19 protein-coding genes are annotated in these 26,073 nt (G+C 69.2%); 14 read left to right on the top strand and 5 right to left on the bottom strand.

The genetic code is table 11. From position 1 onward, the window contains the following. The first annotated feature begins 43 nt into the window (after nucleotides 1-43). Genes ACZ6RT_RS33430 through ACZ6RT_RS33445 form a run of 4 tightly spaced genes read left to right on the top strand, consistent with a single transcriptional unit; the run spans nucleotide 44 to nucleotide 5,739 of the window. Nucleotides 44-2,293 carry a non-ribosomal peptide synthetase gene (locus ACZ6RT_RS33430; RefSeq protein WP_470157901.1) on the top strand — a complete coding sequence of 750 codons (2,250 nt, stop codon included), beginning with the start codon at nucleotides 44-46 and terminating at the stop codon, nucleotides 2,291-2,293. Beyond that, nucleotides 2,290-3,411 carry an aminotransferase class I/II-fold pyridoxal phosphate-dependent enzyme gene (locus ACZ6RT_RS33435; protein WP_470157903.1) on the top strand — a complete coding sequence of 374 codons (1,122 nt, stop codon included), beginning with the start codon at nucleotides 2,290-2,292 and terminating at the stop codon, nucleotides 3,409-3,411. The genes ACZ6RT_RS33430 and ACZ6RT_RS33435 overlap by 4 nt, the downstream gene beginning before the upstream one ends. Beyond that, nucleotides 3,408-4,595, top strand: coding sequence for a cytochrome P450 (locus ACZ6RT_RS33440; protein WP_470157905.1), 1,188 nt, complete (start codon nucleotides 3,408-3,410; stop codon nucleotides 4,593-4,595). Before ACZ6RT_RS33435 ends, ACZ6RT_RS33440 begins: the two co-directional genes overlap by 4 nt. A gap of 58 nt (nucleotides 4,596-4,653) precedes the next feature. Beyond that, the gene (locus ACZ6RT_RS33445; protein WP_470157907.1) at nucleotides 4,654-5,739 is read left to right on the top strand and encodes a branched-chain amino acid aminotransferase; all 1,086 of its coding nucleotides are present in this window, start codon (nucleotides 4,654-4,656) and stop codon (nucleotides 5,737-5,739) included. On the opposite strand, the gene ACZ6RT_RS33450 is transcribed toward ACZ6RT_RS33445, so the two are convergent. Beyond that, nucleotides 5,714-10,288, bottom strand: coding sequence for an amino acid adenylation domain-containing protein (locus ACZ6RT_RS33450; protein WP_470157909.1), 4,575 nt, complete (start codon nucleotides 10,286-10,288; stop codon nucleotides 5,714-5,716). The two genes, ACZ6RT_RS33445 and ACZ6RT_RS33450, sit on opposite strands and share 26 nt — an antisense overlap. 188 nt (nucleotides 10,289-10,476) lie before the next feature. Here ACZ6RT_RS33450 and ACZ6RT_RS33455 point away from each other — a divergent pair, with 188 nt between their 5' ends. The 8 genes from ACZ6RT_RS33455 (at nucleotide 10,477) to ACZ6RT_RS33490 (ending at nucleotide 19,121) form a co-directional block, all read left to right on the top strand. Beyond that, nucleotides 10,477-12,318: a non-ribosomal peptide synthetase gene (locus ACZ6RT_RS33455; protein WP_470157911.1), complete on the top strand. Its 1,842-nt coding sequence runs from the start codon at nucleotides 10,477-10,479 to the stop codon at nucleotides 12,316-12,318. Nucleotides 12,319-12,358: 40 nt separating this feature from the next. Further along, entirely contained in the window at nucleotides 12,359-13,540 is a 1,182-nt protein-coding gene (locus ACZ6RT_RS33460; protein ID WP_470157913.1) for a cytochrome P450, read from the top strand. 23 nt (nucleotides 13,541-13,563) lie between these two features. After that, entirely contained in the window at nucleotides 13,564-14,304 is a 741-nt protein-coding gene (locus ACZ6RT_RS33465; protein ID WP_470157915.1) for a thioesterase II family protein, read from the top strand. After that, nucleotides 14,277-15,056, top strand: coding sequence for a thioesterase II family protein (locus ACZ6RT_RS33470; protein WP_470157917.1), 780 nt, complete (start codon nucleotides 14,277-14,279; stop codon nucleotides 15,054-15,056). Before ACZ6RT_RS33465 ends, ACZ6RT_RS33470 begins: the two co-directional genes overlap by 28 nt. Then, a complete protein-coding gene (locus tag ACZ6RT_RS33475) occupies nucleotides 15,053-16,390 on the top strand; it encodes an MFS transporter (protein WP_470157919.1) in 1,338 nt (445 codons plus the stop codon). Before ACZ6RT_RS33470 ends, ACZ6RT_RS33475 begins: the two co-directional genes overlap by 4 nt. 181 nt (nucleotides 16,391-16,571) lie before the next feature. Further along, on the top strand, nucleotides 16,572-17,156 hold the full coding sequence (locus ACZ6RT_RS33480) for a response regulator transcription factor (RefSeq protein WP_470157921.1): 585 nt from the start codon (nucleotides 16,572-16,574) through the stop codon (nucleotides 17,154-17,156). Nucleotides 17,157-17,212: 56 nt separating this feature from the next. Further along, nucleotides 17,213-18,292 carry a capreomycidine synthase gene (gene vioD / locus ACZ6RT_RS33485; protein ID WP_470157936.1) on the top strand — a complete coding sequence of 360 codons (1,080 nt, stop codon included), beginning with the start codon at nucleotides 17,213-17,215 and terminating at the stop codon, nucleotides 18,290-18,292. Nucleotides 18,293-18,299: 7 nt separating this feature from the next. Continuing rightward, on the top strand, nucleotides 18,300-19,121 hold the full coding sequence (locus tag ACZ6RT_RS33490; protein ID WP_470157923.1) for a metallophosphoesterase family protein: 822 nt from the start codon (nucleotides 18,300-18,302) through the stop codon (nucleotides 19,119-19,121). 115 nt (nucleotides 19,122-19,236) lie between these two features. Here ACZ6RT_RS33490 and ACZ6RT_RS33495 read toward each other — a convergent pair whose 3' ends face one another. Together ACZ6RT_RS33495 and ACZ6RT_RS33500 are read right to left on the bottom strand one after the other, a co-directional pair. Further along, nucleotides 19,237-21,798 carry a penicillin acylase family protein gene (locus ACZ6RT_RS33495; RefSeq protein ID WP_470157925.1) on the bottom strand — a complete coding sequence of 854 codons (2,562 nt, stop codon included), beginning with the start codon at nucleotides 21,796-21,798 and terminating at the stop codon, nucleotides 19,237-19,239. A gap of 5 nt (nucleotides 21,799-21,803) precedes the next feature. After that, nucleotides 21,804-22,457, bottom strand: coding sequence for a 2OG-Fe(II) oxygenase (locus tag ACZ6RT_RS33500; RefSeq protein WP_470157927.1), 654 nt, complete (start codon nucleotides 22,455-22,457; stop codon nucleotides 21,804-21,806). A gap of 133 nt (nucleotides 22,458-22,590) precedes the next feature. On the opposite strand from ACZ6RT_RS33500, the gene ACZ6RT_RS33505 reads away from it, so the two are divergent. After that, nucleotides 22,591-23,184, top strand: a complete 594-nt coding sequence (locus ACZ6RT_RS33505) for a GNAT family N-acetyltransferase (protein ID WP_470157929.1) — start codon at nucleotides 22,591-22,593, stop codon at nucleotides 23,182-23,184. 38 nt (nucleotides 23,185-23,222) lie between these two features. Here the strand turns inward: ACZ6RT_RS33505 and ACZ6RT_RS33510 are convergent, their stop codons facing one another. Further along, a complete protein-coding gene (locus ACZ6RT_RS33510) occupies nucleotides 23,223-24,383 on the bottom strand; it encodes an aminotransferase (RefSeq protein WP_470157931.1) in 1,161 nt (386 codons plus the stop codon). Between the two features lie 116 nt (nucleotides 24,384-24,499). Here ACZ6RT_RS33510 and ACZ6RT_RS33515 point away from each other — a divergent pair, with 116 nt between their 5' ends. Further along, the gene (locus ACZ6RT_RS33515) at nucleotides 24,500-25,252 is read left to right on the top strand and encodes a DinB family protein (protein ID WP_470157933.1); all 753 of its coding nucleotides are present in this window, start codon (nucleotides 24,500-24,502) and stop codon (nucleotides 25,250-25,252) included. A 575-nt stretch (nucleotides 25,253-25,827) separates the two neighbouring features. Here ACZ6RT_RS33515 and ACZ6RT_RS33520 read toward each other — a convergent pair. Beyond that, nucleotides 25,828-25,962, bottom strand: a complete 135-nt coding sequence (locus ACZ6RT_RS33520) for a hypothetical protein (protein WP_470157934.1) — start codon at nucleotides 25,960-25,962, stop codon at nucleotides 25,828-25,830. Nucleotides 25,963-26,073: the final 111 nt, after the last annotated feature.

Raw genomic sequence — 26,073 nt, forward strand, 5'->3', positions numbered from 1 at the left:
CGACGTCTTCCTTCACTAGTCGCGACAGAGGTGAGGAGCAACCTTGATCAACAGCCAGAATCCCACGCAGAAGTGTGTCGGACCCATCGCCATCGCACCCGACATCGTCAACGTGCTCGACGGCCTGGCCAGGAGCGCCGGCACGGACGATCTCGCCCCCTTCACCGTCTGCGCGGCGGTGGTGGCGGACCGGCTCGCGACCCCCCGCGGCGTCCGGGTGATCCGCGGCGATCTGGAGGAGATCGTGCCGCTCACGGCAGGGCCGGTGGATCCCGCCCTCAGCCTCAGGGCCGCCGTGGCCCGCATGGACGCCGGCCGCGACACCACCCGGTCGGCCGTACCCGCGGACGTGACCGTCCTGCTGTCCGATGACGGCCTGCGCCTGTACGTCGAGACCGCGACCGGCGCCGAGAGCTGGGCACGGACCTACACCCGCCTTCTGGCCGGTGCGGCCCGCCGCCCCGACGTCCCCCTCAACCTGCCCTCGTTCCTCCACCGGCCCCTGACCCGGCCCGTGGAGGAGCAGGCCGAGCGCACTCCGGACGCCGTCGCCGTGCTGGACGAGGACGGCCTCACCCTCACCTACCGGGAGCTGAACGAGGAGGCCAACCGGATCGCCCGCTTTTTGATCGAGCGCGGAGCGGGCCGGGGCACCCGCATCGGCATCTGCCTGGAGCGCAGCGTCGAGCAGATCGTCGCGATCCACGCCGCGGTCAAGACCGGTGCCGCCTACGTGCCTCTCGACGCCGACCTGCCGGACGCGCGGCTGGCCTACATGCTGCAGGATGCCGGGCCGCTGCACGTCATGACCGACGCGGCCTGCCGCGACCGGATCCCCGAGGGCCCCTGGAGCGTCCACGACCTGCGGGCCGACCGCGCGCACTGGGTGTCTCAGCCCGCGGGCAACCCGGTGGTGGAGGGGTCCCCCGCCGACCTGCTGCACATCCTCTACACCTCGGGGACGACAGGCCTGCCCAAGGGGGTCGCCTACCCCGTGGACGGAGCGCTCACGCATCTGGAGTGGATGCAGTCCCGCTACCCCTTCCGGCCGGGGGACACGGCCGTCTTCAAGACCTCCCCCGGCTTCGACGTCTCCGTCTGGGAGATCTTCTGGCCGTTCTGCCACGGAGGGCGGCTGGTGGTCTGCCGTCCCGGCGGCCACCAGGACCCGCGCCATCTGGCCCGTCTGGTCGAGGAACAAGCGGTGTCGGCTCTGTTCCTGCCACCCACCATGATGGCCCCCTTCCTGGAGGAGGTGCGGCCCGCTCACGCCACGGCCCTGCGCTGGGCCTTCTGCGGCGGCGAGCCGGTCACGCCCCGGATCCGCGACACGTTCCATACCACGCTGCCGGGGGCGACCCTGGTGAACTGCTACGGGCCCACGGAGGCGGGCAACGTCACCGACATGGTCCTGCCCCACGCCCCGGGCAAGCCCGTCCCTCTGGGCCGTCCGGCCGCGAACTTCCGGCTGCTCGTCCTGGACGAGAACCTCGAACCCGTGCCCGCCGGGACGCCGGGCGAGGCCTACATCGGCGGCGACCCCGGTCTGGCCCTGGCCTACTGGCGGGCACCGGGACGTACCGCGGAGCGCTTCGTCGCCGACCCCTACGGGCCGCCGGGATCGCGGCTCTACCGCACCGGCGACCTCTGCCGCCAAAGGGACGACGGCGTGGTGGAGCACCTGGGCCGGATCGACCGGCAAATCAAGATCCGGGGACTGCGGGTGGAACCGGGGGAGGTCGAGGCGGTGCTCGCCGCGCATCCGGCGGTCGCCGACTGCGCGGTCATCGCACACGGCGAGCCGCTCCGGCTCCTCGCCTTCGTCGTCCCCCACGAGGCGGAGCTCGACACCGAGGCGATCCTGGCCCACGCGGCCGCGACGCTCCCCAGCCACATGGTGCCCGCACGTGCCGTGGCGGTCCCGCGCATCCCCGCGACGGTCAACGGCAAGATCGACCGGGATGCCCTCCTCGGCCTTCCGTCACGGCCGCAGGCCCGCGAGATCGTGCCACCGGCCGACGAGACGGAGGCCGCCCTGGCCGAGATCTACGGCCGGGTCCTGGAGGTGGGAGCGGTCAGCGTGCTCGACACCTTCACCCGCCTGGGCGGAGACTCGGTCCGGGCCTTCCGGCTCCTGGAGGCGTGCGAGGAGCGGTTCGAGACCAGGCCGGCCGTCGCCGACCTCCTGACCAGCCCGCTGCGAGCGGTGGCGGCGGCGATCCGGACGGCGGGGCGGTCCCCAGTAGATGGGACAGGTAGCGGATCGGCCCCCGAGCCTACGGTTTCCCCATGAGCCAGCTCGCCAACCTGACCATCCTTGAAGTCGACGCGCTGACCGACGTCGACGGCGGCCTCAACCTGACCGACGGCCATGCGCGGCTGGTTCTCACCGAGAAACAGGCCGCCGTCGTCGCCCGCATCCCCGAGATGTTCACCGAGGCCGTCCGCCGCCCCTTCCCCGACCTCGAGCGCGAGGCGCACGAGGTCTTCCTGCGGACGATCGGCCAGCACAGTGCGCCGGTGGGCACCGGCAGGATCCTCAGCTGCTACTCCTCGACCCTGGCCACCGACATCGTGGCCAGGGCCCTGCCGGCCGGTACCACCGTCGCGGTGCTGCATCCCACCTTCGACAACATCGCCGACCTCATGGTCACCCGCGGTCTGTCACTGGTGCCGTTGTCGGAGGAGGCGCTGTTGAACCAGGACTGGCCGGGACCGCCGGTCGGCGCCATCGTGGTGACCCACCCGAACAACCCGACGGGTCTGATCACCCCCCAGGGACACCTGCGCTCGCTCGCCGAGCACGCCGTGCGGCACGGGCAGACGATCATCATCGACGCCAGTTTCCGCGGCCAGGTGCGCGAGGCGCAGTACGACACGTATGCGGTGCTCGACGCGGCCGGCGCGGACTGGATCGTCATCGAGGACACCGGAAAGCTCTGGCCCACCCACGAACTCAAGATCGGACTGCTGGCCTACAGCGAGCGGACGACCCTGCCCATCATGCGGGCCTTCTCCGAGTCGCTGCTCGCCGCCTCGCCGGTCGTGCTCCAGCTGATCAGGGAACTGGCCGTCGACTGGGGAGACGGTGGCTACGAGCGCGCCAGGGAACTGGTGGAGCGCAACCGGGCGGCGGTCGCGCAGGCCATCGAGCCGGTGGGGCTACGGCTGAGCGATCCCGCCTCGCAGATCAGCGTCGCACGGGTCGGGTTGCCCGCCGACGGCCCCGACTCCTCGCTGCTGCACAAGGCCATGCTGGCCAAGGGCGTCCACGTGCTGCCGTGCGCACCCTTCCACTGGGCCGACCCCGAGGAGGGACTTCGCTACATCCGTCTGTCCCTGGCGCGGCCGTACAGGACCGTCGAGACCGGAGCCCGGCTGCTGGCAGAGGCATACCGGGAGTTGCGGTGAAATATGACCCGTTCGACTATCGCGTGCATGAGGACCCCTATCCCGTCTACGCCTGGATGCGCGATCACGCACCGCTGTACCGCAACGACGAGCGTGACTTCTGGGCACTGTCGCGACATGCCGACGTCCAGGCCGCGCTGCGCGACCCGGGGCGGTTCTCCAACCGCTACGGCATCTCGCTGGAGCCGGAGCTGTGGGGTGCGCACGCGCAGAAGACCAGCTTCTTCCTGGCCATGGATCCGCCTTCGCACGGAGTGCACCGCGGCCTGGTGTCCAGCGTGTTCACGCCACGCCGGATCGCCGCTCTGGAGCCCCGGGTCCGGGAGTTGGCCCGCGAGCGGCTGGAGCCGCTGCGGGACCTGGCCCGCTTCGACTTCGCCGCAGACTACGCCGCCGCCCTGCCCAACGACGTCCTGTGCGAGATGCTCGGCATCCCGCAGGCGGACTGGGACCAGATCCGCGCCGACACCGACCAGATGAATCAGCGCGAGGACGGGCTGGCCGAGCGCGGCCCGAACTCGGTGGCCGCGGCCCTGCGCCTTGCCGCCTACCTGGCCGCGCTCGTCGACGACCTGCGCCGCCACCCCGGGGACGACCTGACCTCCGTCATGATCGCAGCGGAGGTCGACGGGGCCCGGCTGTCCGACTCGCAGATCGTCGGTTTCCTGTTCGTCATGATCGGCGCCGGCAACGAGTCCACGGGCAAGACGATCGGCAACGCCTGGTACCAGGGCTGGCTCCACCCCGAGGCCCGGCGCAAGGGCCTGGACGGCCGTGCCGCCGACTGGTACAGCGAGACGCTGCGCTACGACTCGGCGAGCCAGATGACCGCGCGCCTCGTCACCGCCGAGACGACCGTCCACGGAACCACGCTGCCGGTGGGGGCCCGCGTGGCCCTCCTGCCTGCGTCGGCCAACCGCGACGAGCGGGCCTTTCCGGACCCCGACCGCTACGACCTCGACCGCGACACCCGGAAGATGATCAGTTATGGCCTGGGCCCGCACCACTGCCTCGGTTCGGCGCTCGCCAACCTCGAGATGGAGATCGCGCTGGACGAGATCGGTCTCCTGGTGGAGGACTACGAGCTCGACACGGCCGGTGCCCGCCGGGTGCACTCCCCCCACCAGCGCGGGTTCGCCTCCCTGCCCTGCAGCGTGACACACCGTTCCCGGGCGCGTGGGTGAGCCGTGCGGCACTTGGCGTCAGATCTCCCTACGACCTCACGACAAGGACGGTGTCCCGATGATCGACTTCGAGATCCGCACGAGTGACCACCCCCTGCCGGACGCCGAACGAGCGGAGATCCTCGCCGCGCCGGGATTCGGTCAGCACTTCACCGACCACATGATCACCATGCGATGGTCGACGGCGAGCGGCTGGCATGACGGACGACTGGAGCCCTACGGGTCGTTCACGCTCGACCCGGCCACCTTGGTGTTCCACTACGGCCAGGAGCTTTTCGAGGGCATGAAGGCCTATCGCCAGGGCGATGGGACGATCGCCCTGTTCCGGCCGGAGGCGAACGCCGAACGGTTCAACAGGTCGGCACGGCGCATGGAGATCCCCGAGATGCCGGTCGAGTCCTTCGTCCGGGCGCTGGAACTCCTCGTCTCGCAGGACCGCGCCTGGGTGCCGTCCACCTTCGGGGAGAGTCTCTACCTGCGGCCTTTCGTGATCGCCACCCAGCGGACCCTGAGCTTCACCCAGCCGTCCTCCAGCTACCTCTTCTGCGTCATCGCCTCCCCCGCCACCGCGTACTTCGGCGGGGGGACCCCGCGCGCGCTGACCGTGTGGCTGTCGGAGGACTACTCGCGCGCGGCCCCCGGCGGCACCGGTTTCGCCAAGGCGGGCGGGAACTACGCCGGCGCGTACGCCGCCTCGCGCCAGGCCGTCGAGCAGGGGTGCGACCAGGTTGTCTGGCTGGACTCCGGTGAGCGCCAGTGGGTGGAGGAGATGGGCGGCATGAACCTGTTCTTCGGGTACGGCGAGCGCATCATGACCCCGTCGCTCACCGGCACCCTGCTGCCCGGCGTCACCCGCGGCTCGCTGCTCACGCTGGCGCCCCGTCTCGGTATCGAGGCCGAGGAGGGCAGGATCTCCATCGGCCAGTGGCGCAAGGAGTGCGAGAGCGGCGTCATGACCGAGGCGTTCGCGTGCGGCACGGCCGCCGTGATGGCCCCGGTCGGCACGGTGCGTGGCGTCGCCAAGGAGTGGCGGATCGGCGACGGCCGCCCCGGCCCGGTCACCCTGCGCCTGCGCGAGGAGCTGCTGGGCATCCAGTACGGCCGCCGCCCCGACCCGCTCAGCTGGGTGCACCCAGTCTGCTGAGCAGCGTCTCCAGCTGCTCGGGAGCCACGCGCGCCAGCGGGAAGTCCGCCGGGGCCGGCCTCGCGCCGATCAACCCGCGCAGTTCCGCGAGGTGGCGGTCGGCCAGGCTCCGGATGGTCTGCTCCTCGTGCAGATCCTCGCTGTGACGCCACCGGACCACCAAGCCGCCCGCGACGATCGACGCCTCCACCTCGACCGGATACGGTCTCCGCCCGCGCGGGCTCGCAGTGTGCTGCACCGGCTGATCCAACTGGCCGAGGTAGGAGAACAGGAGTTCGGCCGGCGACGGCGGCAGCGGGTCGGACCCGTGGTGCAGCAGCTGCCAGCCGATGCCGCGCAACGGCGCGGCATCCGGCGCGAGGGTACCGTCGAGCAGCACCGGATGGGTCCGGCTGAACCAGCCCACGGTCCTGGTCAGGTCCACATCGTCGAAGATCGGCTCGCGGTCGTGCCGTTCGAGGTCCACCAGGTGCCGCTCGGCCCCGGTCCATCCGCTGAGGGTACGTCCGAGGGCGGCCAGCAGCGCCGCCAGGATTCCGTGCGGGACCCGCGACAGCTCGCCGGTGGCCTCGGCGTCGAGCATGGCGAGCACGGTCCGTTCCGAGGACACCGTGCCCGGGTCGGGCACGACGTCCTCCGCGGCCCTGTCGTAGCGCAGGCGTCCGACGGGCTCGGCCAGCAGCGCCGACCAGTGGTCCCGCTGCGACCGGACGGCCGGCGTGCCGGCGTGCCGGCTGAGCCGGCGGGTCCAGGACTGCCAGGACGTGGTCTTGGCCGGAAGGTCCCCGCCGGACAGCAGGGTGCCGAGGTCCTCCAGAAGGATCCGCACGGAGGCCGGGTCCGCCACCAGCCGGTGGACGGTCAGGACGAGCCGGTCCGGCCCGTCGGGGCCGGATCTGACCAGCGCCAGGCGCAGCAGCGGGCCGACCGCCAGGTCCAGTCCGGTCTGCATGTTCTCGGTGAGTTCCCGCATCCGGCGGACCCGCTCGTCCTCGCCGAGGCCGGACAGGTCGTGGGTGTCCACCGGGACCGCGTCACCGCGTGGCGCGATCCGCACCCTTGTCCGCTCGCGGGCCAGCAGGAAGCGCTGCCGCAGCCCGTCGTGGTGGGCGACCAGCCGCTCGACGGCCTGGCGTATCCGGTCGGGCTCCACCCGGCCGGGCAACTCCAGCACCGCCGAGGTGTTCCAGTGGTGGGGATCCTCGAGATCGGCCGACGCGAACCACTGCTGCCCCGCCACCAGGTGGACCGGCCCGGTCACATCACCCTGTTCGGCGTCCACGACGACCCCCGTCACGGCCACCTGCGCCAGCAGCCCGACGGTCGGGTTCGCGAACAGGTCGTACGGCTCCAGCCGGATGCCGGCCTCCTGGCACCGCGCCACCACCTGGATCGCCAGAATGGAGTCGCCGCCGATCTCGAAGAAGTTGTCGTTGACCCCGATCTCGTCGACCGCGACGACCGCCGCCACGATGGCGGCCAGGCGCTTCTCCAGCGGCGTCCGGGGCGCGAGGAACTCCTCGGCCAGCTTGGGCCGACCCCCGTCCGGCGCGGGCAGCCGATCTTTGTCGATCTTGCCGTTGTGGTTGAGCGGCAGCTCGTCGATGTCGACGAAGAGCGAGGGCACCATGTACGGCGGCAACGTCCGCTCCAGGAAGCGACGCAGGTCACCGTCACCGGCTGCGGGCTCCGGGTGTCGCACGACGTAGGCCACCAGTCGCCGGTCGCCGGGCGACGGCTCATGGACCGTCACGACCGCTCCGGTGACCGCGGGGTGCTCGCTCAGCACCGACTCGATCTCCGTCGGTTCCACCCGGAACCCGCGGATCTTGATCTGCGTGTCGACGCGGGAGATGAACTCCAGTGTTCCGTCGGCGCGCTGCCGGATCAGGTCACCCGTACGGTACAGCCGCCGGCCGGGGTGTGCGGGATCGGCGACGAAGCGCTGGGCGGTCAGGCCAGGGCGGCCGAAGTAGCCACGGGCGACGCTGACACCGCCGATGTACAACTCGCCGATGCCGCCCCGGGGTACAGGCCGCAGCCGACTGTCCAGGATGTGCAGCTCGGCCGAGGGCAGCGGGGTACCGATCGGCAGGTTGGGGCGGTCGTAATCCGGATCGGTCGGGTCCAGGCGGAAGAAGGTGGAGCTGACCGTGGTCTCGGTCAGGCCGTAGACGTGCATCAACGGCACGCCGAGCCGCCGCCACATGGCCAGGCGCTCGGGCAGGATCCGTTCGCCACCGATGATCACCAGCCGCAGGCAGGGTGGGAGGTCCCGTTGGCGACGGTCGAGTTCGCGCACCCACTCGTGCCAGTAGGCGGTGGGCAGCTCGATGACCGTCATCCGCTCCCGCTCGATCAGATCGGTGAGGTCGGCTCGCCCGCCGATGAAGTGCTGGGTGGGAATGACCACCGCGCCGCCGGCCAGCCAGGTCGGGAACAGTTCCTCGACGTGCACGTCGAAGCCGGCCGACGCGAACTGCAGGAACCGGTCGCCGGAGCCGAGGCCGAGCCGGTCCACGACGTCGCGCGCGAACACTGCCAGAGATCGATGTTCGATGACGGTCCCCTTGGGCCGGCCCGTCGATCCAGAGGTGTAGATCACGTACGCCGGGGAGGACGGGTCGGGTTCGGGCAGCTCACCATCGGTTTCCCCAGGCGGGTCGTCCAGCGGCTCGTCGAGGTGGACCACCTGCTCCGGACGGCCGGGACCGGCCGGCAGGCTCCGCTGGGTGACCAGAGCCTTGACCTGGGCGTCGGCCAGCATGAAGGCGATGCGCTCGGCCGGATAGGTGGGGTCCATGGGGACGTAGGCCGCCCCAGCCATGAGGATACCGAGGATCGCCACGGGCAGCCGCGGCGAGCGTTCCACCAGGATACCGACCCGCGTGCCCTCGCCCACGCCCCGCGCGCGAAGGTGCCGGGCGAGGCGCTCGGCCTGTCGGACGAGCTCGGAGTAGCTGGTCGGCGCGCCGTCACAGATGACCGCCGGCGAGTAGGGGGCGAGGGCGGCCCGGCGGCGGAAGTGCTCGACGAAGGTCGGGCCGAAGGGGGCCGTGGTCGCTCCGGTGCCCGCCACGGCGGTCGTGGCCTCGGGGCCGCCCAGGTCCACGGCCTCCACCGGCCGGTCCGGGGTGGTGACGATCTGGCGCACGATCGCGTGGAGCTGATCGGCCAGGAGTTCCACGGTGCTCGCGTCGAAGAGCTCGGTCATGTACTGCCACTGGAGCTCCAGGCGGTCGGCCTTCGGGATGACCGCGACGGTCAGGTCGACCGAGGCCAGGCCGAGTTCCATCGGCTCCGGCGTGAGGCGCAGTCCCGGCAGCTCCAGCGTGGTGTCCGGAACGGTGAGCACGTTGAGCCACATGCCGCTCAGCGACGTCTGCGACGCCTCGCGGCCCAGGCCCAGCGCCTCAATCAGCCGGTCGAACGGTACGTCTTGATGGTTGAGCGCGTCGGAGACCGTGTCACGAGCCTGGAGCACCACCTCGCGCAGCGTGTGCCCGGCACCGATCCGCATGCGCAGCGGGAGCGGGTTGGCGAAACAGCCGATGAGCCGCTCCGTCTCGACCCGGACGCGGCCGGAGACCAGGGATCCGACGACGAGATCGTCCTGCTCCAGGTGCCGGTGCAGCAGTATCGAGCAGGCCGCGAGCACGACCGTGCCCAGCGAGGCGCCTTCCTGTTCGAGGAAGCGGCGCAGCTCGGTGCTGAGCTCGGGTGAGAGGTGCACCGAGACCACGTCGCCGGCGAAGGTGGGCCGGGCCGGGTAGGGCCGGTCCGTCGGCAGCGCCGATCCGGTGGGGACGCCCTCCATCACCTCTCGCCAGTACCGTACCTCCTCGGAGATCCGCCGCTCGTCGTACAGGCTCCGCTGCCAGGCGGCGAAGTCGCCGAACTGGATCTGCGGTGCCGGTGGCGCCGTACCGACACCGCGGTGGGCCTGGTAGAGCTGCGCGACCTCCTGGACGATGATCGACAGGGACCAGGCGTCCGAGGCGGCGTGGTCGGTGGCGAACAGGGCGACCCTGGTCTGCTCGGCCAGGTGGAACACGGTGATCCGGAGCCGTTGCGGGTCCTTGGCGTCGAAGCGGCGCGAGATCTCCGCCAGGCAGCGCCGGCGGAGCTCGGCGCGCTGCTCGTCCGGCGCGAGATCGGACAGGTCGACCACCGGGATCGGCACCCGGGTCACCTCGTGCACCACCTGGACCGGCGTGTCGCTCGCGTCGATGTCGAAGGTGGACCTGAGCACCTCGTGCCGCTCCACCACCTCGGTGAGGACCAGGCCGAGCAGACCCAGATCCAGCTCTCCTTCGATCCGGAAGGCCCCGGTGATGTTGTTGGCCCCGCGGAAGCGCTCGACCGCCCATTCCCGCTGCTGCGCGATCCCCAGCGGCGTGGGCCTGGAACGGTCTCGTGGCCCGATCCGGCCACCGATCCCGTCGTCATGCGTCGAGGCCCGTGCCGCCACCAGCTCGGCGAGCCTGCGTTCGAGCAGTTCCCGCTTTTCCGGAGGCAGGGCAGCGATCCGGCTCAGATCATCAGTCACTCGGCCACCGTAAGCTGCGCCGCATTTATCGAAATGTCCCGTGAAGTCGGGACAGTAACGATGGTGGCGAAATATATAGCTTTGTGGCGGGTCCGCGTGTCGCGAAGGAGTGCCATGAACCGGTCCAATGAGAACTTGTGCAGCGCCGGCCGCACTGCTTCCGGCCAGAGATGATGGTGACCACGACCATGACCGCGGTAGGTGTCCCGCAGTGCGTGCACGAGATGGTGGCCGCTCAGGCCGCCCGCACGCCGGACCGGATCGCGGTCAGCTTCGCAGGGGCCACCCTCACCTACCGTCAGCTCGACCGCGCCGCCGACGCCTTGGCGGTACGGCTGCGTGAGGCCGGCGTCGGCGGAGGGGCGGTGGTCGCCGTCGTCCTCGGCCGCACCCCGGACCTCGTCGTCACCCTGACGGCGATCCTCAAGGCCGGCGGCGCCTACCTCTACCTCGACCCCGCCGAACCGCAGGCGCAGCACTCCCGGATCGTGCGGGACGCCCAGGCCCGGTTCGCCGTCGTCGGCGAGGGCTTCCTCGACCACGCACCCGACGTGGCCCGGGTGCTGCCTCTGGAGTCCGACATGGCCCTCCTGGCGGAGTCCGGCGGGACGGACCCGGCGGGCGGGGCCGTTTCGCCCCCGCATCCCGACACCCCGGCCTATGTCTGCTACACCTCCGGTTCGACCGGCGAGCCCAAGGGGGTGGTGGTCTCCCACCGCGCCATATGGCGGCTGATCCACCGGCCCACCTGGATCGAGGTCCGCGACGACGACGTCTTCCTGCAACTGACCCGGGTCGGTTTCGACGTCTCCACCTTCGAGATCTGGATGCCCCTGGTGAGGGGGTGCCGCCTCGCCCTCGCCCCGACCGGGCACGCCGATCTGGAGGAGATCGTGGCGACCCTGCGGACCGAGGGGGTCACGGTCCTGTGGCTCACCACCGGCCTGTTCCACAAGATCGTCACGCATCACCTCGACGGCCTGGCCGGCATCCGGCATCTCCTGGCCGGCGGCGACATCCTCTCCCCGGCGCATGTGCAGCGGGTCATGTCCGCCTACCCCGGCATGATCTTCACCAACGGCTACGGGCCCACCGAGAACACCACCTTCAGCACCTGCTGGACGACCACCCGGATCAGTGACGCCCCGCGGGTACCGATCGGCGTGCCGATCGACGGCAGCACCGCCGCCGTCCTCGACGACCGGCTGCTGCCGGTCCCGCCGGGCGAGGTCGGCGAGCTGTGGGTCGGCGGTCACGGCGTCGCCACCGGTTACCTCAACCGGTCCGGCGCGACCGCCGAGAAGTTCGTCGCCGACAGCGATCCGACGGCCCCTCCCGGCAGCCGGATGTATCGCACCGGGGACCTGGCACGCTGGGCCGAGGACGGCACACTGGACTTCCTCGGCCGGGCGGACCGCCAGGTGAAGATCCGCGGATACCGGGTCGAGCTGAGCACCGTCGAGGTGGAGCTCGCGGCCCAGCCGGAGGTGGAGCAGGCCGCGGCCCTGACCTACACCGACGGGGCCGGCGACACCAGCCTGCTCGCCTACGTGGCGGTCGGGCAGCAGGTGGAACCGGACGACTTCGGCACGTTCGGCGTGACGCTCCGCGAGCGGTTGCAGGCCGTGTTCCCGGCGCACCTGGTACCGCGGGCGGTCATCGTGCTGCGCGACATCCCCCTGAACCCGAACGGCAAGGTGGATCGTTCCGCGCTGCCCACCAAGATCCCTCGCAACGTGTGGAACGACTACGTCGAGCCGCGCGACCCGACCGAGGAACTCCTGGCCACGATCTGGAGCGAGGCGCTGGACGTCGAGCCCATCGGCGTGCAGGACAACTTCTTCGAGCTCGGCGGCCACTCGCTGCTCGCCGCCGAACTGCTCGCCACGCTGGACCAGCGCTTCGACGTCAAACTGCCGGCCCGCACCCTGTTCCTGCGGCCCACCATCGCGGACCTCACCGAGGAGTTGCGCCGCCGGGGTGTGGCACCCGGCACCGACAGAGGGGAAACGAATGCGGGAACCCGGTAACGACGCGACGGGATGCCCGGTCGGAGGACTGGCGGACCCGATGCTCTACACCACTCTCGATTTCCGCGGGAGCTGGAGCGGCATGCGGGAGCTGGAGCACCTTCAGTGGCAACAGGCCGACGAACGGAACGGGTTCTGGTCGGTGCTGAAGTACCACGACGCCGATCGCGTGCTGCGTGACGCGGCCACGTTCACCTCCGAGCGGGGAACGTTGCTGAACATCATCGGCGTGGAGGACCCGGCGGGGGGCAGGCAGATCGCGGCGACCGACCCCCCACGCCACACGATCATGCGGGCCCGCCTGCAGAAAGCCCTGTCCATCAAGGCGGCCGAGCGCCAGCACGAGCTGATCCGCGACCTGATCCTGGAGATCATCGCCCCGCTGGCCGACGGTGGCCCGTTCGACTTCGCCCAGGCCATGCTGATGTTGCCGGTCGCGGTGGGCGGGGAGATGATGCGCCTGCCACGCTCCGACTGGCCCCGGCTGGAGCGGCTGCTCAACGCCTCGATCGCCCCGGACGATCCCGAGTACGCGATGCCCGGCGGCTCCAGGGAGACGCTCGACCGGGCCCACCGCGAACTGTTCGCCTACTTCCAGGACATCTACCAAGAGCGCCGCAGGAACCTCGGCGACGACCTGATCAGCGTCCTGATCACCACCGAGGTGGACGGGAGGACCATGTCGCCGGGGGAGGTCATGTCCAACTGCTACAGCGTCCTGCTCGGCGCGGTGGTCACCACCCCCCACTCGCCCAACTACGTCATGTCCGAACACCTCGGCGACGGGTTGCTGGAGACGTGGGCGGCCGACCTTACGGCCACTCCCTCCGCGGTGGAGGAGGCGCTGCGTCTCGCCTCGCCGGTCAGCCACTTCATGCGGTACGCCGTCAGGGACACCGAGGTACGCGGCACGAAGATCAAGGCAGGGGACGCGGTGGTCACCTGGCTCGGCGCGGCCAACCGCGACGAGGAGGTCTTCGCCGACGCCGGGCGGTTCGACCTGCGCCGCAGGCCCAACAAGCACCTCGCCTTCGGGATCGGCCCGCACTACTGCGTCGGCCACACGCTGGCCCGGGTCACCCTGCGCATCCTGTTCACCGAGCTGCTCACCCGGTTCACCGGCTTCGAGCCGGCCGGTGAGCCCTCGCGGATGCACTCCAACTTCATCTCTGGCTACAAGCACCTGCCCATCGCCGCGAAAGCAGCTCGCGGCACCACCTGACACGAACCTCTGGAGGCGCGTCCATGTCTCAGCAGAGGCAGCGCGACAAGTGGCTGCCGTCCATGCCCTCGGCCTCGGCGATCGGGCGGGTCTTCCTGATCCCGTACTCGGGGTGCGGGGCCGGCATGTACCGCAGGTGGCCGCGGCGGCGAGAGGGCGTCGAGTTCCTGCCGGTCGAGCTGCCCGGGCACGAGACGCGCTTCGCCGAGCCCACCTACCAGAGCTACCAGGAGCTGGCCGAGAGCATGGCGGCCGCACTCGAGCCCTATCTCGACGTCCCGTTCGCCTTCTTCGGTCACTGCGGCTCGGCCCTGGCCGCCTACGAGGTGTCGGCCGAGTTGGTGCGCACCGGCAGGCCCTCACCTGCCAACCTCTACGTGTCCTCCGAGGTCGCCCCCCAGGACGGCCCGGCCGGCCGCTTCCTCACGATGGACGACGCCGAACTCGGCGCCGAACTGGAGAAACTGATCCGCGAATCCGGGGGCACGCCCGCCCCCGCCCTGATCGAGCTGTACGTCGAGGTGCTCCGCTCCGACGTCGAGGTCAACAAGCGCTACGTGGTGCCCGACCCGCTGCGGCTGCCCGGTCCGATCACCGCAATCGGGTGGACCGAGGACGACGAGATCCCGTACTCGACCATGGGCGGCTGGAGCGCGTGCGGCGAGGTCACCCCGGTGCTCCTGGAAGGCCGGCACCACCGCTTCCTCGAAGGCCCCCCCGACCTGCTGGAGGTGTTGTGCACGGGTCTCATGGCCAGGCGCTGAGCGGTGACCACCGCTGGCTCAAACGCTTTGGCTGGCCGGCGCCCGGCGGCGTCCAGCTTCTGTGTTTTCACAGCGGCGGCGCCGCCGCGGGCATGTTCCGCCACTGGGCCCAGCCGGCGGCCCCGGACATGGAGATCGTCGCGGTCCAGCTACCCGGTCGGGCCGACCGGTTCGCCGAGACGCCGTACCGCCGGATGCAACCCCTGCTCGACGACCTCGTCACAGCCGTCGAGCCGCTGCTCACCCGGCCGTTCGCGCTGTACGGCACGAGCATGGGGGCCCGTGTGGCCTGGGCCCTCGCCCACGCGCTGCGTGAGCGGGCCCTGCCCCAGCCCCGCGCGCTCTACGTGGCGGCCAGCGCCGCTCCCTGCCTGGACGACGGGACCTGGCTGTGGGAGGACCGACAGGACGGCTTGGAAGGCTACGTCCGCGAGATGGGCGGTACTCCCGCCGAGGTGCTGGCCGAGCCCCAACTGCTCGCCCTCCTGCTGACCACGCTCGACGCCGATCTGACCGTGCTGAGCACGCACGACTTCCACCCCGAGACACCGCTCGACCTGCCGATCCACGCGTTCGCCGGCTCGGAGGACCCCGAGGCGCCCCCCGAGCGCATGATCGGCTGGAAGGCGGAGACCACGGCCCGTTTCGACCTCACCCCGATCCCGGGCGGACATTTCTTCGACCGTGAAGGCGACGGTCTGGTCATCGAGACGATCGGCTCGGATCTTGGAGCAGGAAGGCAGCGGTCATGAAAGGAATGCACACCTTCGTCGTGGTCTGGATCGGTCAGTTCGCCTCAATGATCGGCACCAGCCTCGGCGGCTTCGCTCTCGGGGTCTACGTATACCAGCAGACCGGCTCGGCCATCCAGCTCGGCTCGGTCTTCGCCATCGCCCTGCTGCCCTCCATCCTGGCCTCCCCGATGGCGGGATCGTTCGTGGACCGATGGGGGTCTAGGCGGGCTCTCCTGTTGAGCAACACCGGCGCCATGGCGATCACTCTGACCCTGGCGCTGCTGCTGTTCACCGACTCCTTCGCGATCTGGCACGTCTACGTCGTCGTCGCCGGCCTGTCCTTCCTGTCCGCGTTCGAGGGCCCCGCCTTCGGCGCGCTGGTGCCACAGCTCGTGTCCAAGGATCAGCTGGGCCGGGCCAACGGCATGCGGATGTTCGCCCTGGCGGCGAGTGAGCTGTTGGCCCCGATCTCCGCGGGGTTCTTGCTGCTGGTCATCGGCATCGAAGGCATCGTGCTCATCGACGGCCTCTCCTTCGGCCTGGCCCTGATCACCCTGCTCGCTGCGCGTGTGCCCCGCCCCCGGCCCCAGAAGGTGCCGGGAGGCGAGAAGGTGGACGAGCCACGAGTGGAATTCCGGGCGGCATGGCGTTACGTCGCCGCCCGGCGGGGCCTGCTCGCCCTCATGATCTTCTTTGGCGCGGTGAACTTCAGCGCGGGCTTCATCGACCTGCTGATGACCCCGCTCGTGCTGTCCTTCGCCTCGTCGGACGCGCTCGGTACGGTCCTGACGATCGGCGGGCTCGGCATGCTCGGCTCCAGCGTGCTGGTGAGCATGTGGGGCGGACCGAAACGCCGCGTCCGAGGGCTTCTCGGGCTGTCACTGGTGCTCGCGGCGGCCACGGTCATCGGCTCGCTACGACCGAACATCGCCATGATCGCCGTGGCCGCCTTCCTCTTCATGGGAGCCCTCGCGGCCTTCCTCAGCATCAACCAGAGCATCTGGCAGACCAAGGTGGAGCCGGGCATGCTGGGCCGGGTCGGCGCCCTGCAGAACATGGTCATCTCGATCCCACAGCTCATCGCCTACTGCCTGGCGGGTGTGCTGGCCGAACGGGTCTTCGAGCCGCTGGTCGGTCGCGACGCGGTCGCCTCCCCCGGCCTGGCCGTGGTCATCGGCGACGGACCCGGCCGGGGCATCGCCCTGCTGATCATGATCATGGGCGGGCTGATCGTACTCTCCGCGACGGCCGCCGCCCTCCATCCACGGCTGCGCCGCCTGGAAGACGAACTCCCCGACCATATTGCTGTCGAACATATATCGCCGGACAGCATTTCCGAAAAGGTTCGATAACCGTCTCCGGCATCCACGACCAACGCAGCGTCATAACATTTTGCTCCACAGTGATAACTATTGCATAAATCAGCGAATCTAGTAATGATTGAAGCACGATAGAGCCGCCTGGGATCAGGATCTTCCGATGGAGCCTCGCGCCATTTAACGGGAACTATCAAGCAAAGCACAGGAGCCTTTGATGATCAGGGTCGCCGCCCTCATCGATTCACCGATTTTCTCGGTCGGCCTCGTGGAGACGCTGACAAGCGCCGGGATGACCGTGACCCTCGCATTCAGAATCGCTGATGATCAACTCACCTGGCCAGCCGACGTGGTATTGATCGACATCAATGCCCTGCCGCCCGACAGTGACCTGTCCTGCATCAGGAAACTGTCGGGGCGTGCCGGCATCCTCATGCTCCATGACGATCACATGGACCTCGACCCGTACATGTGCGCCGGGGCGTGCGGCGCCATCAGCAAGCGGGAGTCGACCGAGAACACAGTCTCCGCGGTCTGGGCCGTCGCCACCGGGAACCGGGAGCTTTCAAAGGACCGCCCGTCCCCGCCCGACCAGTCCAGGACGCTCGGCGCGTCCCTGTCCGGGCGGGAGGAGCAGGTACTCCACCAGATCTCACACGGCCTGACCCACGGCCAGATCGCCACCAGGCTGGGCATCAGCCCTCACACCGTCGACACCTACGTCAAGCGGATCAGAACGAAACTCGGGGTCGGTAACAAAGCCGAACTCACCCGGGCAGCCCTCCTCACGCGGGCGAGCTAACCCTATGAAACGAGGATGAAACCATGGGATTGGCCATCGCCGAACTCGAAGAATGGATGCGCCGCTATTATCACAACGTCGACCACGACATTGGCAGCAGCGGTGTGCGAGACCTGACCATGGGCGAGCTGGCGGCAATCTGTGAATTCGAGCTCTCCGAGCTCGAATCAATGAGATTCCATGACAGTGAAAGTTTCGGTGGGAGCCGCCTGAGAAAAACGCTCGCCGACCGTTGGACGGGGGGCGAGGTGGACCCCGTGATGGTCACTCACGGTTCCAGCGAGGCGATCTACATCGTGATGCACACCGTCCTCACTCCCGGCGACGAAGTGATCGTGGTCGATCCCGCCTACCAGCAGCTGTACGACATCGCCGCGGGTTTGGGCTGCAGGATCACCCGCTGGCCGCTGGATCGGCACAACGGCTTCGCCGCGGACCTGGACCTGCTCAGGCGGCTGGCGGCGAGTCGACCTCGGATGATCGTGGTGAACTTCCCGCACAACCCCACCGGCGTCTCCATAACTCCGGAGCAGCAGCGGGAACTGATCGAGATAGCCGAGAAGGCGGGCGCCTGGCTGGTGTGGGACCACGCCTTCGGTGAGCTGACCTACTCTACCGATCCCCTCCCGTTGCCCTTCGGGTCATACGACAGGTGCATCGCGTTCGGTACCTTCTCCAAGAGCTACGGTCTGGCCGGTCTGCGCGTGGGATGGTGTCTGGCGCCGCCCGAGGTGCTGAGCAGGATGGCAGTGCTGCGCGACTACATCGCCCTGTACGTGTCGCCGGTGCTGGAGTTCTTCGCGGAGAAGGTGGTCAGGAACGCCGACCGCATCGTCTCGCTCCAGCGCGAGCACGCCAGGGCCAACTTGAAGACCCTGCTGCACTGGGCCGGTGAGCTGCCTGATCTGGTCCGGGTCCACCCGCCAGCCGGCGGGGTGAGCACGTTCGTCGAGTTCCCCGGCCATCCCGACGTGACCGGGCTCTGCCGCCGCCTCGCCGAACAGGAGCGGGTCCTTCTCGTGCCTGGGAAATGCTTCGGTGACCCCTTCGCCGGTCACGCCCGGCTGGGTTTCGGTGGGACCGCGGCCGAGCTGAGCGCCGGGCTGTCCGGCATCAACCGCCTGCTGCTCGGGTGACGCCGGCGTGAGCAGCCTGCTGGCCATCAGTGACCTCCACGTGAGCCAGGCGGAGAACCGGCGGCTGCTCGACGGCATCGTCCCCCACTCCCCCGGCGACTGGCTGATCGTCGCCGGAGACGTCGCCGAGCGGACGAGCGACATCCGCTGGGCTTTGGAGCGGCTCGGCGAGAGGTTCGCCAAGGTGATCTGGGCTCCCGGCAATCACGAGCTGTGGACGACCTCGGGTGACCCGTCGGCGGCCCGGGGCGAGGAGCGCTACCGGGAGCTGGTCAAGACGTGCGGGGAACTGGGCGTCCTGACGCCCGAGGACCCCTACCCGGTCTGGGAGGGAAGCGGCGGGCCGGTTACGGTCGCCCCTTTGCTCCTCCTGTACGACTACAGCTTCCTCCCTGATGGTACGTCGACCAAGGAGGAGGCGCTGGCCCTCGCCTACGACTCCGGCGTGGTCTGCACCGACGAGGTGCTGCTGCACCCCGACCCGCACCCCAGCCTGGAGTCCTGGTGCGAGGCGCGGGTCACCGAGACGGAGCGGCGCCTGGAGGAACTGGATCCCCGGATCCCTACCGTCCTGGTCAATCACTACCCTCTGGTGCGGGAGCCGACCAGGGCTCTGCGGCATCCGCAGTTCGCGCAGTGGTGCGGCACGGAACGTACCGCGGACTGGCACCGCCGTTTCCATGCGGTGGCGGTCGTCTACGGTCATCTGCACATCCCCCGGACCACCTGGCACGACGGGGTGCCGTTCATGGAGGTCTCTGTGGGCTATCCCCGGGAGTGGAGCCGTCGCGGCGGGTATCCGGGACCGACCCTGGTCCTCCCGGCGTGATCGAGGAGCCTTCCCCGCCGCGGTGGGAGCCAGGCGTCCGGTGACCCACCCGAGCCGAAACCGCGTCCGCTCAAGAAGTTCAGCACGGCCCGCCCGGTGGTCGGCACTCACCACCTCACGGAACCAGTGTCAGGGTGTGCTCCGCCTCGGCCCTGACCCGATCCCGCGACCAGCGCATCGGCGCCGTGCGACCGGTACGCCATAGTTCCAGCTGGTCCCCGTAATGGGGATGGAAGGCGTGCCCGGAGTTGCCGGACAGCTGGATCCAGGCCGAGCCGTCCAGGTTCGCCAGGTCCACGATCATTCGCATGGACGGCACGAAGTCGACCTCATAGCCCCGCTCCGGCGTCCAGCCCGTGGCGTTGACGAGGTCCGCGCCACCCGCCGTCGCCACCGGTCCCAGGTTGAAGAGCCACTCGATCGGCGCGATGCCCGACTCGCCGAAGGTCGCGTTCCGCAGCGTCAGGGTATGGAGGTCGCCCCATCGCCACTCGAGCGGCTCGTCCCCGAGCAGACCGCTCAGCTCGGATGTCGCCGTGTTCATGGCGGCCACGAGCATGTCGTTCATCGACTCGACCCCGGGCGTCGTCTTGTCGTCCCACCACGGCGAGGACGGCTCGCCCAGCAGTGGCCGGAGGATCTCCCACGAGCCGTCGCCACTGGCCGGCTTCTGACCGTCCGGCACCTCGTCGAAGGTGCGCAGCAACAGGTGCCTTAGAGAGGCGTTGTAGAAGGCCGCGGCGGCCGAGTCCGCAGGCTGCTGGAAGTCCCAGCCCCGCATCAGCTCCCTGGCGCGGGCAGCGGCACCCGTGACACCCTCGGCGGCCAGCAGTGACGGCACCAGTTCCGGCGCGAAGCCGTTGCGGTTGTCGAACTGCATCTCCCGCATGTCCCCCAGGTCGAGCCTTCCGCGGCTTGCGCGCTCGGCGATCATGTCGAGCACGCGCTGGCTGCGGTAACCGTAGGACCAGTCGTCGGTGAGGAAGGGGCCGCGCTTCGGTCTGGTCACCGCCTGGTTGGCGGTGACGATCACACCGCCGGGCGGGTTGAACCGCTGAGGTAGTTCCGCGAACGGGACATAGCCCGTCCAGTCGTAGGCGGGATCCCAGCCGGGGGCAGGCCACTGGCCGTTGCCCTTGCCCCTGACCGGCACCCGCCCCGGGGCCTGATAGCCGATGTTGCCGTCCACGTCGGCATAGACCAGATTCTGCGAAGGCACCTCGAACAGGGCCGCCGCGGCACGGAACTCCTGCCAGTTCGCCGCCCGGTTGAGCGCGAAGACCGCCTCGACGGTGCGTCCGGGGGAGAGCGCGGTCCAGCGCAACGCCACACCGTAGGGCCCCCGGGCAGCCGCGGCCGGCACGCCGGGAGCCTCAACGTCGAGGCTGGGTGCGGGCGTCGGCACGGCCTGGTGGCGTGCGATCCCGAACAGCTCCGCCGACCGGTCCGACAGCAGCGGACCGTGCTTGGTGGAGCGCACCGTGAGGGGTACGGCGCCGCCGCCGGCCACCTTGATGACCTCCTGGCGGGTGGTGAGGTCACGCCAGCCGGTGCCGTCGAAGTACCGCTCACCGTCGAGCTTTTCCAGGTAGAGATCGGTGACGTCGGGTGCGAGGTTGGTCAGGCCCCAGGCGACCCGGTCATTGTGCCCGATCATCACGCCCGGCAGGCCGGATAGGGAGAAGCCCTGAACGTTCAACCGGCACTCGCAGCGCAACCCGACCTGGTACCACACGTTCGGCTGGGAGGAGCCCAGGTGCGGGTCATTGGCCAGCAATGGCTTGCCCGAAGCGGTCAGCGCGCCACCTACCACCCAGGAGTTCGAGCCTATCCCGGGGCCGCCCGAACTCAGCAGGCCCGGCAGGGCCTTCAGCGCGGCCAGGGCGGGACTCGCCTTCCGTAACACGCGCCGCGACGGGACGACCTCGGACCCAGCCTCGGTGGTGACCTTGACCGCGCCGTCGTCGAGGATCGGGCGGTTCCTGTCGTACGGGTAGGGCGGGAACAGCTGGGTGATCTCCTTGCGGGTGAGCCCGTGCGCAAGCAGGGAGGCGCGTCCGATCTCGGCGCTCAGATTGCTGCGCAGGTCCCACGCCATCGCCTTCAGCCATGCGATGGAGTCGATCGGGTCCCAGGGAGCCACGGTGTACCCGCCGTTTTGCAGGCCGAGGACCGTGTACTCCAGGCTCTTGCCGCCTGTCGCCGCGGTGCCTCCGTTGTCGGCGATCCAGGCGTTGACCCCGTCGGCGTAGGCCCGCAGGTGACCGCGGGCCTCCGGCGAGATGAGCTGCCACTCCTGCTCGGCCACTCGCCGCCAGCCCAGCGTGCGCAAGAACGCGTCGGTGCCCACCTGTGAGGCGCCGAACATCTCCGACATGCGGCCGGAGGCGAGGTGACGGCGGAAGTCCATCTCCCAGAAGCGATCCTGTGCGGTGACGTACCCCTGCGCCTTGAACAGGTCCGCCTCGGTGCGCGCGTGGATCTGCGGCACGCCGTACCCGTCGCGGTGGACGCTCACCGGAGCGGACAGGCCCGGCAGGGTCAGCGTGCCCTCGTACTCCGGGAACGCGCGGCGCACCGTCCACACGGCCAGCGCCGCACTCGTCAGAGCAAGGACCAGCATCAAAGCCAGGCCCCACCGTGCCACCCGCCACAGCCGGCCGTGCTTGTCTCGCATGACGGCTACGGCCGGCCGTACAGGTACTCGTTGAGGTCCTGCGGCCGCGTCTCCTCCGGGCAGTCGTCGGTGTAGTAGTTCATGCCGATCGCCATGCGCAGGCCCGGCTCTCGCAGCCGGCGCACGTAGTGCGGGAAGCGCCGCGCGTCGAAGAAGACCAGGTGCCCGGCCATCGGGTAGAGGGTCGAACAGTCCTCGTCGACTTCCTCGACCGACTGGGCCCGCTCGTCGTTGGCCACAACGAGTTCCCCGCCGGTGCCCCGGGGGTGATCGGTGACGTAGAGCAGCGCCTCGACCGGGTTGGTGTCCACATGGCACTCGTAGCGGTCGGTGCCTTCCTGGACGTTCATGACGACCGCGTAGCGCCGATCCTCGGTCGGGTAGATCCTCTGGCCGGTCGCCTCTTCGTACAGCTCACGGAAACAACCTTGATAGAGGTCGATCAACCATGGCAGGCGATCCCACATGATGGGACCACGGACCGTCATAATTTGCAGGGACTTCACCTCGGAACCTTCCCGGGAGGTGGAGTGCGGTGGAACCAGGCGCTTGATGATCCGGTCATCACGGGCGACCTTCTCGATCTCCTCGCGCCAACCCACGGGCATGGTGGAGGAGACGTCGAAACTCAACCAGCTGAACCGATTAGCCGAGAACATGTGCACATCGTCCCCGACGATCCCGCTGAAAGCGGCTCCCAGCTTTAGGGGACGCCAGGGGCCGGAGACGGTCCGCTAGAGTGCCTCGGGACACCTAGCCTCGAGACCCTGGCCGAGGGAAGGATCGCGGGCGATGATCGTAGTTCTACCGGCCAACGAAGTGAGCTGGGAAGACCTGCAGACGGTCTTCGGCAAGCGTGGTGAGGCCGCCAAGTGCCAGTGCCAGCGCTACAAGATCCGTCATGCCCAGTGGCTAAGCCACACCCTCGCCGATCGCACCCACCGGCTGCGCCAGCAGGCCGACTGCGGGCAACCGGGCTCCGGCGCGACCAGCGGCCTGGTGGGCTTCCTCGACGGCGAGCCGGTCGGCTGGTGCGCGGTGGAGCCGCGCACCGAGTATCCGCGGCTGCTGGACACCAAGGTTCCCTGGCTGAAGCGCGACGAGGACGCCTCCGACCCCGGCGTATGGGCCGTGACCTGCTTCGTCACCAGGGCCGGCTTTCGTCGGCAGGGCGTCAGCCGGGCCCTCGCCCGCGCCTCGGTCGACTTCGCCCGTAAGGGCGGGGCCCGCGCGCTCGAGGGGTACCCGATGCTGACGACGGAAGGGCAGGACATCCCCTGGGGTGAGCTTCACGTGGGCAGTCGCAGCGTCTTCGTCGACGCCGGATTCCGCGAGGTGGCCAAGCCCACGCCCAGGCGTGTCGTGATGCGGATCGACTTCTCCTAGAGCCCGGCGGCTTCTCCTGGAGCATCCGCGGTTTTCTCCTAGAGCTCCCGCAGCGCCGCGAGCCGATCGGCGAGATCCGCGAACGCCTCACCACCCAGATTGCCGACGCTCACCCGGATCATGCCCTGGTCGTCGGGCAGGAAGGCCGTCCCCGGGATGACCAGCATGTCGAGGCGGATCGCGAGGTCGCGGACCACCTCTTCGGTGGGCCGCCCGGTGAACGGATGCCGCATCCAGCCGAAGAACCCGCCCACGGAGACGAGTTTGAATCCTCCAGGACGCCCGGCCATCACCTCGGCGAACCTGCGGCGGGTGGCGGCGAGTTCTCCGGCTCGCTCACGTCGCCACCGCCGGGCCCCGGTCAGCCCGGCCCAGGCGGCCTCCTGTCCGATTCGCGGAGCGCAGATCGCCACGCAGTCGAGCAGCTTCAGCACCTCCCGGTTGACCGACGGCGAGGCGACCACGGCTCCCACCCGGTAACCGGGCAGCGCGAGATCCTTGGAGAAGCTGTGCAGGCTCACCACGGTCTCGCCCCATCCGGGATCGAAGAAGAGTTCGTGCGCGGGTTCCTCGGTGTCGCGGAAAGATCGGTAAGTCTCATCCAGGATCAGGGCGATTCCGCGGCGCGTGGCGAACTTCGCGAACTCCGCGATCACCTTCGGATCGAGTGTTACCCCGCTCGGGTTACCCGGAGTGATCAGCACGATCGCCCTCGTCCGCGGGGTGACCAGCGCTTCGGCACGTTCCACTGTCGGCACCAGATCCGGACTGGGCTCGAGGTACACCGGGCGGATTCCGGCCATCCGCAGCCACATGTCATGGTTGGGGTAGAAAGGCACCGCCAGGACGATCTCATCTCCGGCTTCCGCCAGCGCGGACGCGACCAGGCAGAACGCCTGGTTGCACCCGGCGGTCACCACGACGTTCTCCTCGCCGATCCTTCCGCCGTAGGCTTGGGAAAGCTCGTCCGCGAACGTCTGCCGCAACCGTGGCAACCCGGCGATCTCCACGTAGGCCCCGCCGTTCACCTCCCGGGCGACCGACGCCACGTGCTCGACCACCGTCGGCGCAGCCGGATACGGCGGAGCGCCCTGCGCCAGATCGAGTAGTTCACGTTTCCTGCATCGTCGCTCCAGGAGCGAGTAGGCCGCATCGAAGGGAGAGTCGATCTGCTGGAGAGTCCGCGGGTTCAGTCGCATCAGATCAGCGTGGCCTTGCCCGGTCATCCCGTGTATCCCCATTTCGCGGGACACAGATGGCACGCGTGAGCAGGTGCGTGTTCGACGTGGCCGGCGGGCACGGGGACAATGGCCCGATGGCATCACCCGATATGCGGGATCTGCGGGGCTCCTCCTTTACCGGCGCCGACCTCACCGGGGCGAGGTTCCGCGACTGTGACATGCGCCAAGTCAAGATCATCTCTTCGGTTCTGGTCGACGTCTCTGTTTCCGGCGAAATCGAGAACTTTCTCGTCAACGGCATCGATGTGACCGGATACGTGGCGGCCGAACTCGACCGCCGCCATCCCGAGCGAGTCCTCGTACGAGAGATGAAGACGGTCGCCGACCATCGCAAGGCATGGCAGACGATCGAAACGCTCTGGTCGGGCACCCTTACCCGGGCCGAGCGTCTGCCCGAACCGTTCCTCCATGAAAGGGTGGAGGACGAGTGGTCTCTGGTGGAGACCCTTCGCCATCTCGTCTTCGCCACCGACCTATGGGTCTCGCAGCTGATCCTCAACATCCCGGCTTCCTATCATCGGCTCGCCCTCCCGCCCAGCGACCACCCGCCTGAAGCCCTGCTGGGTCTCGGCCTCGACCTCGACGCCCACCCGACGTACACAGAGGTCCTCTCAGTACGGTCGGAGCGAGCGGCACTCGTGCGCGGCGTCCTCGGCCACCTCACCGAGGACCAGCTCCAGAGCCGCTGCCCTGGTACTTTCCCATCCGCGTGGGATGAGCCCCCGCCTTCCGTGGGCGAAGCCCTGGCCGTCATGATGGAGGAGGAGATCGAGCACCACCGCTACGCTCTGCGTGACCTTCGAGTCTTGGAATCACGCCGCGGTTGACCTACGAAGGGTCGTGTCATCGATCTTGAGCTTCCCCCAAGGTCGGGTAGTTAGCGTTTCTGCAAGTGTCCCTGACGCGGAGCAACGAAGCTCTTTGATACAGGCAGTCGACCAAGGCAGCTTGCATCCGATTATCCTGCATTGCTTGCGTCGCGGGGAGTCCGATTGCAGGTCACCCCGGCGGTCACCGCGGTCACCGGCAGGATGTTCCGGCGGCCATGCTCGCCAGCAGGGACCCCACAGAGACCGCGGCCGCGCAGACGATGAGGCCGTCCCGGGCCGAACGTAGCAGGAGCGCGCTGACCGATCCGATCCCCAAGGCCGACACCGGTTGCGAAGGTAATGAGGCCCAGCACCTCCCCTCCATCGCGTCGATGCTCGGTGGACCGGGCAGCGGCCGTCCCGGGCAGCGAACGAACGCTTCTTCTCGCCTTCGGACAGTACCTGTGGATCTCCGCGGGGCTATCGCTTGGTCAGTCGGTGTGGCCGTGCCAGCTCATTCCTTCCTGCCGGGTCAGGTGAAGGGTTCCGTCGGCGTTGATGCGAGCCCGCGCTCCGTACAGGGGTGCGGGTTGTCAGGAGCCACTCGTGCGTACCTGTTCGGCGAGTTCCCACAGCTGGTGCGGACCGCCTTGGTGGACGAGCGGCAGGTCGTCACCGGGGGCGCTGGCCAGCGACCACGACTCGTCGGGGTGCGCCGTCCAGGCCACGCCAGCGGTCGGGATCCTCCTAGTACTACAACAGCACATTGTGATGGGTTAGCCTGTTCGTATGTCGAGTGCGGTGACCGCTGAGGACCTTCAGGCGTGGATGACCGGCTT

The organism is Streptosporangium sp. NPDC050148, assembly GCF_055586505.1.

Coding starts and splice junctions, on each gene's coding strand:
- ACZ6RT_RS33435 (WP_470157903.1), top strand. CDS start 2,290: ATGAGCCAGCTCGCCAACCTGACCATCCTTGAAGTCGACGCGCTGACC.
- ACZ6RT_RS33445 (WP_470157907.1), top strand. CDS start 4,654: ATGATCGACTTCGAGATCCGCACGAGTGACCACCCCCTGCCGGACGCC.
- ACZ6RT_RS33455 (WP_470157911.1), top strand. CDS start 10,477: ATGACCGCGGTAGGTGTCCCGCAGTGCGTGCACGAGATGGTGGCCGCT.
- ACZ6RT_RS33460 (WP_470157913.1), top strand. CDS start 12,359: ATGCTCTACACCACTCTCGATTTCCGCGGGAGCTGGAGCGGCATGCGG.
- ACZ6RT_RS33465 (WP_470157915.1), top strand. CDS start 13,564: ATGTCTCAGCAGAGGCAGCGCGACAAGTGGCTGCCGTCCATGCCCTCG.
- ACZ6RT_RS33475 (WP_470157919.1), top strand. CDS start 15,053: ATGAAAGGAATGCACACCTTCGTCGTGGTCTGGATCGGTCAGTTCGCC.
- ACZ6RT_RS33480 (WP_470157921.1), top strand. CDS start 16,572: ATGATCAGGGTCGCCGCCCTCATCGATTCACCGATTTTCTCGGTCGGC.
- vioD (WP_470157936.1), top strand. CDS start 17,213: ATGCGCCGCTATTATCACAACGTCGACCACGACATTGGCAGCAGCGGT.
- ACZ6RT_RS33495 (WP_470157925.1), bottom strand. CDS start 21,798: ATGCGAGACAAGCACGGCCGGCTGTGGCGGGTGGCACGGTGGGGCCTG.
- ACZ6RT_RS33500 (WP_470157927.1), bottom strand. CDS start 22,457: ATGTTCTCGGCTAATCGGTTCAGCTGGTTGAGTTTCGACGTCTCCTCC.
- ACZ6RT_RS33505 (WP_470157929.1), top strand. CDS start 22,591: ATGATCGTAGTTCTACCGGCCAACGAAGTGAGCTGGGAAGACCTGCAG.
- ACZ6RT_RS33510 (WP_470157931.1), bottom strand. CDS start 24,383: ATGCGACTGAACCCGCGGACTCTCCAGCAGATCGACTCTCCCTTCGAT.
- ACZ6RT_RS33515 (WP_470157933.1), top strand. CDS start 24,500: ATGGCATCACCCGATATGCGGGATCTGCGGGGCTCCTCCTTTACCGGC.